The sequence below is a fragment of the Halorubrum sp. CBA1125 genome, from assembly GCF_009742825.1.
Taxonomy (GTDB): Archaea; Halobacteriota; Halobacteria; order Halobacteriales; family Haloferacaceae; genus Halorubrum.
In genome coordinates, this window is sequence record NZ_WPCE01000212.1 from 1 (window position 1) to 4,569 (window position 4,569).

Here is a 4,569-nt window from a genome sequence, read left to right on the forward strand (position 1 = left end):
CCGTCGGCGAGCGCGGCCGCGGCGGTGACGAGCCGCATCGTCGTCCCCGAGTTCGCGCAGTCGATCACGTCGTCCGGGACCGCCGGGCGTCCGCCGAACCCGTCGACTGCGAGGGCGTCGGCGTCGTCGAAGGCGGTCGCGTCCTCGCTCTCGGCTGCGCTCGCCGGGGCGACCGATCCGCCGAAGGCGGTCACCGCCCGGGCGGTCGCCTTCGTGTCCGCCGAGATCAGCGGCGACCGCACGGTCGCGCCGTCGCTGTATCCCGCGGCCAGCAGCGCGCGGTGCGTGTAGCTCTTCGAGGGGGGTGCGCGGGCCGTTCCCCGCACGACCGACTGCGTGACGTGGACGTCCATACGTCCCCTGCCGTCCCCGTCGACAAGTCGGTACCGGACGCGGCACCACTCGTCCCCGGCACGAAGGGCGGGCGGACGCCCGGGCCCGGCGCACAGTTTATACCACCGGGAGCGTTACCGCCACGTATGCCCCAGTGTGAGATGTGCGGCGCCGAGCAGGCCTCGCTGACGACGACGAAGGTCGAAGGCGCCGAGCTGGAGCTTTGCAGCTCCTGTACGGACTTCGGCACCGAGGTCCGCGACGAGTCGAGCGGCTCCGGCGGCGGCAAGTACTCCACGAGCTCGAGCACCGGGAAGTCATCCTCGTCGTCGTCCGGCTCTTCCGGGTCGGGGTCCGGGTCGTCGGGGTCCTCCCGGCGCCCGCGCGACATGTTCGACGACATGGAGGAGATCGCCACCGACTACGACGATCGGATCCGCGACGCCCGCGAGTCGCGCGGGCTGAGCCAGGAGGACCTGGCCGACCAGCTCAACGAGAAGGCGAGCCTCATCCGCAAGCTCGAGCGCGGCGACACTCTCCCCACCGACGAGATCCAGCGGAAGCTGGAGCGCGCGCTCGACATCTCGCTCGTCGAGGGCGAGTCCGTCGAGGACGCCGACTGGGAGTCTGACGACCCCGGAACGATGACGCTCGGCGACGTCGTCAAGCGGAAGGACTAGTTCTCGGCGCCGTCCTCGTCGCGCTCGGCGGACCAGTATCGGTCGGTGAGGTACGCGATGATGTAGTCGACGGTGTCGGGATCGTAGCTCCAGAACCCGTAGAACTCCCCGGACGCGCGCTCCTCCGCGAGCAGCGCGCACTTCGCCTCGTCGTAGCCGCCGCCGTCGTACGCGACGAACCACGTCTCCCTGATCTCCGAGGTCCGCCCCGTGTGGATCGCGTACGAATCGACGTCCGGGGGGTCGCCGTCGGCGGCCGCGTACGCGTGGACGTCGAGGCCGTCGAGCCCGCCGAGCCGGTCGTAGGTCTCCGTCTCGCCGGCGAGCACGTCGAGCGTCTGGAACCCGGCGTGCAGCTCGCCGTCTCCGATGCGCCACGCGCGGTCTTCGATCTCGCGGGAGGCGGCGATCATCTCCTCGCGCGAGTACGAGGTGAACATCGTCTCGTCGAGGTGGTCGAGGACGGCCTCGCCCACGAGACGGTCGGTTCCGTTGTCGCCGTCGCTGCCACCACCGCCGTCGCTGTCGTCGCTATCGCCGTCCCCGTCGGTGTCACCACCGCCGTCGGGCGGATCGTGTCCGTCGACATCGGCCACCGCGCTGTCGCCGCTTCCGCCGTCGCGGCCGGGAAGCAGCTCCGCGACGGTGGCGGCTGTCACGAACGCGTCCTCTCGCGACAGCACGGCGAACCCGTCCGGGCCGTGCTCGGTCTGCTCGGCGACGATCCGGACGTTGCGGTCGGCGAAGTGCTCGCGGAGTTCCTCGGGGACGTCGGGGTCGGCGTTAAACACGGTCAACGTGGCCTCGCGAGCTTCGACGCCGGCGATGAGCTCGATGAGGGACATGGTCTCGTCCGGACTCACAGTACCGCAGTATAAGGTCGTTTATGCTCTCCGGACCGTCGTTCCGTGTCGAGGACGGCGGCTGGGGTACAGATCCCGATGGGGTCCACGGATCCCGACGGGTCGGCCGGCGCGTGAAGGGTCGGCCGGCGCGTGAATGGTCGACCGACGCGTGAATGGTCGACCGACGTGTGAAGGGCCGTCCCGAGAGTGAAGGTATTTGCGCCCGCGTCCCGGAGGACGGGTATGTTCGTTCTGGTGAATCTCAAGGCGTACCCGTGCGATCCGATCGACGTCGCGACCGCCGCCCGCGACGTGGCCGAGGCCTCCGGCGCGCGGATCGCGGTCTCTCCGCAGGCGGCCGACGTCGCGCGCGTCGCCGACACCGGCGTCGAGACGTGGGCGCAGCACGTCTCGCCGAACGCGCACGGCTCGCACACCGGCTCGACGCTCGCGGAGGCCGTCGCCGACAACGGCGCCGAGGGAACGCTGATCAACCACTCCGAGCGGCGGCTGACCCTCGCCGACGTGGACGGGTCGGTCCGCGCGGCCGAGCGTGCGGACCTCGAGACGGTCGTCTGCGCGAACAACCCCGCGCAGGTCGGCGCGGCCGCTGCGCTCGGGCCGGACGCCGTCGCGGTGGAACCGCCCGAGCTGATCGGCGGCGACGTCTCCGTCTCGACGGCCGATCCGGGGATCGTCGAGGGGGCCGTCGCGGCCGCCGACGCGGTCGATCCCGACGTCGACGTGTTCTGCGGCGCCGGCGTCTCTACCGGCGACGACGTGGCGGCCGCCGGCGACCTCGGCGCGTCCGGGGTCCTGCTCGCCTCCGGCGTCGCCAAGGCCGACGATCCGGAGACGGCGCTCGAAGATCTCGTCACGGGGATCTGATCCGGCGGCCGGCTGTCGACCCGTCTGGTCCCGGCCGGGTCGCACGCTCGTCGGTGGCTCGCCGACCCGTCGGACCCGAGACGCTGCGTTTGCGGATCTGCATAAAAACACCGATGTGAGCCGTTCACACGATAGCGAAACCGCATGACTCGGGCGGGATCGGTTCGGGCGCTATGTCGCCCCGTCTAGTAACGTTTAACCGCTACAAGCCGGTAACTTTGGGCAAGATGGCGAGCAACAAGATCCTCGGTATCGACCTCGGTACCACCAACTCCGCGTTCGCGGTGATGGAGGGCGACGAGCCCGAGATCATCGCCAACGCCGAGGGCGACCGAACCACGCCCTCGGTCGTCGCCTTCGCCGACGACGGCGAGCGGCTCGTCGGTAAACCGGCGAAGAACCAGGCCGTCCAGAACCCCGACCGCACGATCCAGTCGATCAAGCGGCACATGGGCGAGGAGGACTACACCGTCGAGATCGGCGACGACGAGTACACCCCCGAGCAGGTCTCGGCGATGATCCTCCAGAAGATCAAACGCGACGCCGAGGAGTACCTCGGCGACGACGTCGAGAAGGCCGTCATCACCGTCCCCGCGTACTTCAACGACAAGCAGCGGCAGGCGACCAAAGACGCCGGCGAGATCGCCGGCTTCGACGTCGAGCGTATCGTCAACGAGCCGACCGCGGCCTCGATGGCCTACGGGCTCGACGACGAGTCCGACCAGACCGTCCTCGTGTTCGACCTCGGCGGCGGCACGTTCGACGTGAGCGTCCTCGACCTCGGCGGCGGCGTCTACGAGGTCGTCGCCACCAACGGGGACAACGACCTCGGCGGCGACGACTGGGACGAGGCGCTCATCGACCACATCGCCGAGGAGTTCGAGAACGACCACGGGATCGACCTCCGCGAGGACCGGCAGGCGCTCCAGCGGCTGAAAGACGCCGCGGAGGAGGCGAAGATCGAGCTGTCCAACAAGAAGGAGACGACGGTCAACCTCCCCTTCATCACCGCGACCGACAGCGGGCCGGTCCACCTCGAGCAGTCGATCACCCGCGCGACCTTCGAGAGCCTCACCTCCGACCTCTTAGAGCGCACCGTCGAGCCGACCGAGCAGGCGCTCGAAGACGCCGGGTACGAGAAGTCCGACATCGACGAGGTGATCCTCGTCGGCGGTTCCACCCGGATGCCGCAGGTCCAAGAGCAGGTCGAAGAGCTCGTCGGGCAGGAGCCGAAGAAGAACGTCAACCCCGACGAGGCGGTCGCGCTCGGCGCGGCCGTCCAGGGCGGCGTGCTCTCCGGCGACGTCGACGACATCGTCCTGCTGGACGTCACGCCGCTCTCGCTCGGCATCGAGGTGAAGGGCGGCCTGTTCGAGCGGCTGATCGAGAAGAACACCACGATCCCCACCGAGGAGTCGAAGGTGTTCACCACGGCGGCCGACAACCAGACCTCCGTCAACGTCCGCGTCTTCCAGGGCGAACGCGAGATCGCCGAGGAGAACGAACTGCTCGGCGCGTTCCAGCTGACGGGGATCCCGCCGGCGCCCGCCGGCACGCCCCAGATCGAGGTCTCGTTCAACATCGACGAGAACGGGATCGTCAACGTGGAGGCCGAAGACCAGGGCTCCGGCAACGCCGAGTCGATCACCATCGAAGGCGGCGTCGGCCTCTCCGACGAGGAGATCGAAGAGATGCAGGAGGAGGCCGAAAAGCACGCCGAGGAGGACGAGGCCCGCCGCGAGCGCATCGAGGCGCGCAACGAGGCCGAGACGACGATCCAGCGCGCCGAGACGCTCTTAGAGGAGAACGAGGAGGAACTCGAC

Annotated in this window: 4 protein-coding genes and 1 pseudogene; 3 read left to right on the forward strand and 2 right to left on the reverse strand. The window is 69.4% G+C overall.

Translation table 11 applies throughout. The features are described 5' to 3' along the window. Window positions 1-353: pseudogene (locus GJ633_RS14240) on the reverse strand (3-phosphoshikimate 1-carboxyvinyltransferase); the annotation flags it as partial. 126 nt (window positions 354-479) lie between these two features. On the opposite strand from GJ633_RS14240, the gene GJ633_RS14245 reads away from it, so the two are divergent. Further along, window positions 480-1,013, forward strand: a complete 534-nt coding sequence (locus GJ633_RS14245) for a multiprotein bridging factor aMBF1 (RefSeq protein WP_156589344.1) — start codon at window positions 480-482, stop codon at window positions 1,011-1,013. On the opposite strand, the gene GJ633_RS14250 is transcribed toward GJ633_RS14245, so the two are convergent. Beyond that, a complete protein-coding gene (locus tag GJ633_RS14250; protein ID WP_156589345.1) occupies window positions 1,010-1,858 on the reverse strand; it encodes a DICT sensory domain-containing protein in 849 nt (282 codons plus the stop codon). The two genes, GJ633_RS14245 and GJ633_RS14250, sit on opposite strands and share 4 nt — an antisense overlap. A 243-nt stretch (window positions 1,859-2,101) precedes the next feature. On the opposite strand from GJ633_RS14250, the gene tpiA reads away from it, so the two are divergent. Both tpiA and dnaK read left to right on the forward strand, forming a co-directional pair. Then, the gene (gene tpiA / locus GJ633_RS14255) at window positions 2,102-2,746 is read left to right on the forward strand and encodes a triose-phosphate isomerase (RefSeq protein WP_156589346.1); all 645 of its coding nucleotides are present in this window, start codon (window positions 2,102-2,104) and stop codon (window positions 2,744-2,746) included. A 227-nt stretch (window positions 2,747-2,973) separates the two neighbouring features. After that, window positions 2,974-4,569, forward strand: a 1,596-nt coding sequence (dnaK, locus tag GJ633_RS14260; protein ID WP_197431359.1) for a molecular chaperone DnaK, incomplete at its 3' end; no start/stop codon positions are given.